The following is a 5,297-nucleotide window of genomic DNA, read 5'->3' on the forward strand; positions in this document are numbered from 1 at the left end:
GATTCTGATTTCGCCGGAAAGCTGGTCTTCAGAGTCTCCCCCCGAACCGCAGGAAGTTAACAGAAGCCCGAAAAAAATACCCAAAACCAAATATTTGTTAACCATTATCTTGTACTTAAATTATATAGGATCTGCAAACAGTAAAAGTACTGTTCTCAATTTTGAGATCCTAAATATATCTAAAAAAAAGGAGAGTAGTGTTAACTCAATATTAAGGATGTAATTATTGGGCCGTCAAAAATGTGGCAAGATATGTGAATACCGCTTCTTAACCGGGTTTTTACAATCATGGCAAGTTTTTGGCTGAGAATGTAGGCATTTTCTTGTACCTTGCCCTTTAAACACACTAACGTACCCTAACGAACCTGAGTTTGTAATAATGGATTAAGCAGAAAAGCATGGCGTTTTAAGCGTCCACGCTTGAAACAATTATGATAAGCGTGGCCGCTTGTCATAGCGGGAACATTTTTCTTTGCAGAGCTTTTTTTCTTATCTCGAACTCACGTCTAATGACTTTCAAATACATGGATGCTGATTCGAACACGAAATTAGCCGTACTTATTGACGCCGATAACGCCCAGCCGTCCATTATCGAGGGACTCCTGGCAGAAATCGCAAAATATGGCACTGCTAATGTCAAACGTATATACGGGGACTGGACATCCAACAGGCTAAGAGGCTGGAAAGAGCATTTATTGCAGTTCTCTATACAGCCCATCCAGCAGTTTGGCTATACCAGCGGTAAAAATGCCACTGACAGTGCCATGATAATTGATGCCATGGATCTGCTTTATACCGATCGGTTTGATGGTTTCTGTATTGTCTCGAGCGATAGCGACTTTACAAAATTAGCGGCTCGCATTCGTGAATCCGGACTTACGGTCTACGGCTTTGGCGAGCAGAAGACCCCGGACCCTTTTGTCGCCGCCTGCGACAAATTTATTTACACCGAGGTGTTGCGCAGTGAAGAGGAACCGGATACAGAGTCTACTTTCCGCCGCATGTCGACCAATGAGCTCAAGCAGGATACCAAGCTTGTGAATCTGGTGCGCAACGCCATTGAGGTCTCTTCCGACGAAAGCGGCTGGGCTCATCTGGGACAGGTGGGCAGTTATATTGCCAAACAGTCACCGGAGTTTGATCCCCGAAACTATGGTTACCGCAAACTGGGCGAGCTGGTAGAAGCCATCCAACTATTTGAAATTGAGGAACGTTCAACGGGACAGGGTCATGCTGCCGCCATTTATGTAAGAGACAAACGCAAATCGTCCTGAATACCAGAACAAGCGGTCTTTCGACTGTTAATTACCTTGCCGTCTGCCCTATTTTTTCATTTGACTGCTCCATAAAATTCAAGAATCAATCGGAAGGATTTTCTACATCAACGTACATTTATGAATGTTTTCTAATCAATTCCCGGCTGACTGTAAGCATGAATGCTATTCAGAAATAGAGGTCTGCTTAATAAATTTCCGGGCGGCCCACTGACTTCCCCAGTATCCCATGAAAATGGATAACAGGACCATCGCCCCGCTCAGGTAATACCAACGACCGAAGGGCCACGCCAAAATACCAAACTGAGGAATATATTCGGGAAGTACAAAATGAAAGACCACAAACATCACGCTCACGGCCAAGACTCCGGCAATAAAGCCCTGAATGATGCCTTCCACTACAAAAGGCCGGCGAATGAATCCGTTTGTCGCCCCAACCAATTTCATCGCTTTGATAAGATCGCGCTTGGCATAAATGGTAAGCCGGATGGTATTGAAAACCAAAATAAGAGAAGCTAATAAAATAAGAATACCCAGTCCCCCGCCCGTTATGGCCACTGTGCGAAAACGCTGCTCCATCATCTGCAGCAGTTGCTGATTAAAGCGTACCTCATCCACGTTTTCATAGGTTTCTATTTCAGTAACAAGGCTGTCAACCCGGTCTATGGCGGTATTTGACTCGACCACCAGCCGGAAGGAGGCCGGTAAAAAATTAAGCTCAGCCATTGAAGCGGCTCCCGTGCCGAATTCTTCTTTAAAAATAGCCGCGGCGCTGTCCTGAGATATATAGGTCACTTCCTGAATAAGCTCCTGTTCTTCCAGGTTTTGCCTCAGGTCCTCCAATGCATGGTCGTCCTGATCGTTGAGAAAGACTTCTATGTCGATGGACTGCTTGAGTGATTGTGCAACTTCATAAGCGTTGTAGGAGACCCGCGCCAGGACGCCCAGAAGCAAAATAGCAACAAACAGGGAAAAAATAGCGGTAAAGGAAGCCAGTCGTGCGCGTCTGAAACCGGCTATACCTTCTTTTATCACATATCCTAAGCTCATAAATATTTTTTTTAGTTTCTAAACAAGGCACGAACGCCAAACAGGAATTTGCGTTGCGACATGGGATAACCAGCCGTCTCAAAGTAGCCCAGCTGACTAACATCATCAAGTATATTTTGCCAGCGCATGACGAAAACGATGGACCGGACACGCGCGGAAATATCAAGATCGAGGCGATTGAACGCCGGCAAGGCCTGATCATTGCTGACCGGCTGCCAGTAATCCAGCTCGGGGTAATAGTGATCGGCCTGATACCGAAAGGGAGCAATCATGCCGGAAAGTCCCGCTTTGACATAGGTTGCCCGTCCAAACAGGTAGCCCTTCCAGTAGGCTCCACCTTTCAGCCATATGCTTTCCCGGGCGGACATAGGAATGGGATTTTCCGGCTCTACCAAACTGTTTGTAAACCGGTGTAGCGTGGCGGAACCGTCCAGTTCAAAATGGGTGGCATCCCATTCAAAAAAGACCGTAGCCGACTGAGAAGCGTAGCTGTCTTTGTTTGCATACAGGCTATCCGCCCCCAGAATATTGTTGCTATTATAGCTGTTCAGGTCTGTCAATATATCAATTCCCTCTACCATCAGACCGTTATTGACATCCTTGTGCTGAAGTCGAATGCCGATACGGGAATTCGAGGTGACGTCATAGCTAAGCCTGGCCCGCCGTTCCTGCATCTCTTCATTCAAAAGGTTCGGATTTCCGGCAAAATTCTCGGACTGCCAGTACAGCTGCTGGGGAGTGGGCATCAGTGAGCCGGCAGATAAACCGGTTGAGAGGTTCAGCTTACCTATCCTGAAGTCCGCAGCAGCGTTCATCCGATAGGACCGAAATCCGTCACTTCGCGACTGAACAGTCCCCCCTCCTTCTACGCTCACAAAGGGTGCGAGCTGAACCGCTGCTTTACCTTCGGCTTCCAGAAGTCCCCAGTTACCGGTGGCTAATACCTGCTCGGTTTGCTCTCCGTTGAAAAAGTATTCGTAATTGATGCCTCCTTCCAGTTCGGCCATTCCTTTCGACCACCATTTGCGGACAGATAATCCGGCAGAGCCAATATTATAAGCTGTGGAATCGGCAGAATATTGTACCATCCGCTGAGTGCTTCGATGATACAGGCTGGCATGCAGGTTATCCGGCTTCTGCTCGTCCCGCCGTGTTGAATCCGGACTTCTCCGGTAGAAGTTTAGCGCCAGCAGGTTGTTAATTTCAGTTGAATTTCCGCTTGATTCGTTGGCCTGCGTATTATACTGATCAAAATCAAACGTCAGCATGTCCGGAAAGAAATAGCCGAAAGGGCGACCAATATCCATCTTATTATTGACATAATTCAGCTTGAGGAAATGCCGGTTGTCGAGGTGATGGCTGGCTTTTGCAAAAATTTGACGGCCTATGACTTCTGAATTGTTGTATTCTCCCCCCTCCCTTCGATCCCAATATCGGAGTTCTATATTCGTTCTTTGGGATAAATTGTGGCTGACCTCAAATTCCAGATTACGGCTCGAAAACTTGCTTTCACTGTAAATAAGCCTCGAAAGAGGTTCATTCAGATAATACTGCCTCAGGTAATAGGTCGAACGGTAATGGGTCCCCAGATCTTCTCCATAGAATTTGCTTATTTTATGCTGAGGGATAAGCGACCAGTTGAGCATTCCCGAAACGGGATCATTAAGGGGAATACCCTCCCAGTACAGTTGCTGGTGTCGCGGTTCATGGGCATACCGCTGCACGGCATTCGACCGGAGGCTGGTCCCCATCCGGTAGCTGAGAACCCCCGGCTGACGGTTCAGTTTGTAGGTCCAGTCCGGCCATATCTGCCACCGCAATGTGCTGTCGCTGGCGGTGACCTCTGCTCCGAGAGGAGGGTGAAATACCCAGGGATCTATTTTAATCAGCGGTTTTTTTTCTTCCGGGCTGATCGTATCCGCCGTATCAGCCACTTCAGTAACAGTAACCGTTTTTAAAATAGTCGTATCTATCGTAACCGAATCTACAGACGTATGATCAACCTGTGCCCAGGCATTTGCAGACAGGACCAATAACAGCACTATGAAAAAAACATATGTCAGGAAAGATAATCTCAAGCTGGCTGTTTTTTAAGTCCATAAGGCATTTCTTCGATATGTAAGGCCACCCGGCGGGTCATCTCCAGTGCAACGGCTGTCGTTCGCTCTTTATTTGCCAGGCGATCCTTGGTAAACTGTGCCCGGAGCGCAAAATGCTGATTTTGATTCCAGAAACCTATCCAGACCAACCCAACCGGTTTCTCTTTTGTTCCGCCCCCCGGTCCGGCAATACCCGTCGTTGAAACACCTATATCGGTACCCAGCTGTCGGGCTACGCCCCGGGCCATCTGCAATGCCACCTGCTTGCTGACAGCACCGGCCACATTCAAAGCATCTTCAGACACTCCCAGCTGTGATATTTTTACCTCATTGTCATAAGCGATGACGCCCCCCTTTACATATCGGCTGCTGCCCGGGATGTCCGTCAGTGCATCGGAAACGGAACCCCCCGTACAACTTTCAGCCAGGGCGATGGTCATCTTCTCTTGATGGATCACTGCTCCCACCGCCTCGGCAAGCCGTAAATCCTTACCCTCACCCACAATATAGGTTCCCGCCTTTTCCCTGATGTGCTCGATAAGCGGTGTTAGCCGCTGATCCAGCTCGCTTTCTGAGGAGGCCCGTGCACGAATGCGGATGCGCGTACCCTCGGGACCCGGCAAGTAGGCTACACCGATATCGGCATTCAAATAGGAATCCAGCTTACCGATGACCTCGTCGCTGAGCGTACTTTCTCCGATGCCGGAAGTGAGCAGGTAATAAGATTTTCGAACGTCGGTACCTAACAACTTTTTCCTGAGTCTTGGCAATATGTAGGTGTTGACCAGATGTTTCATCTCATAAGGCACGCCGGGCAATACAGCGAGCACCTTCCCCTCCCGCTCGAACCACAACCCCGGTGCCGTCCCCTGCG

General features: G+C 48.4%; 4 protein-coding genes. 1 reads left to right on the forward strand and 3 read right to left on the reverse strand.

Annotated features, from left to right (window positions below; genetic code table 11):
- The first annotated feature begins 509 nt into the window (after nucleotides 1-509).
- Nucleotides 510-1,274, forward strand: coding sequence for an NYN domain-containing protein (locus tag ACESLU_RS11250; RefSeq protein WP_372638745.1), 765 nt, complete (start codon nucleotides 510-512; stop codon nucleotides 1,272-1,274).
- 165 nt (nucleotides 1,275-1,439) lie between these two features.
- Here the strand turns inward: ACESLU_RS11250 and ACESLU_RS11255 are convergent, their stop codons facing one another.
- The 3 genes from ACESLU_RS11255 to ACESLU_RS11265 all read right to left on the reverse strand — a co-directional run.
- Complete coding sequence (locus ACESLU_RS11255) at nucleotides 1,440-2,324, reverse strand: cell division protein FtsX (RefSeq protein WP_372638746.1); 885 nt, start codon at nucleotides 2,322-2,324, stop codon at nucleotides 1,440-1,442.
- A gap of 11 nt (nucleotides 2,325-2,335) precedes the next feature.
- Entirely contained in the window at nucleotides 2,336-4,402 is a 2,067-nt protein-coding gene (locus ACESLU_RS11260) for a hypothetical protein (protein WP_372638747.1), read from the reverse strand.
- Nucleotides 4,399-5,297 (reverse strand): nicotinamide-nucleotide amidohydrolase family protein (locus ACESLU_RS11265; protein ID WP_372638748.1); only part of this gene is annotated, 899 nt, incomplete at its 5' end. The genes ACESLU_RS11260 and ACESLU_RS11265, both read right to left, overlap by 4 nt.

It is taken from the genome of Fodinibius sp. (assembly GCF_041642155.1).
Taxonomy (GTDB): Bacteria; Bacteroidota; Rhodothermia; order Balneolales; family Balneolaceae; genus Fodinibius.

Coding starts and splice junctions, on each gene's coding strand:
- ACESLU_RS11255 (WP_372638746.1), bottom strand. CDS start 2,324: ATGAGCTTAGGATATGTGATAAAAGAAGGTATAGCCGGTTTCAGACGC.
- ACESLU_RS11250 (WP_372638745.1), top strand. CDS start 510: ATGACTTTCAAATACATGGATGCTGATTCGAACACGAAATTAGCCGTA.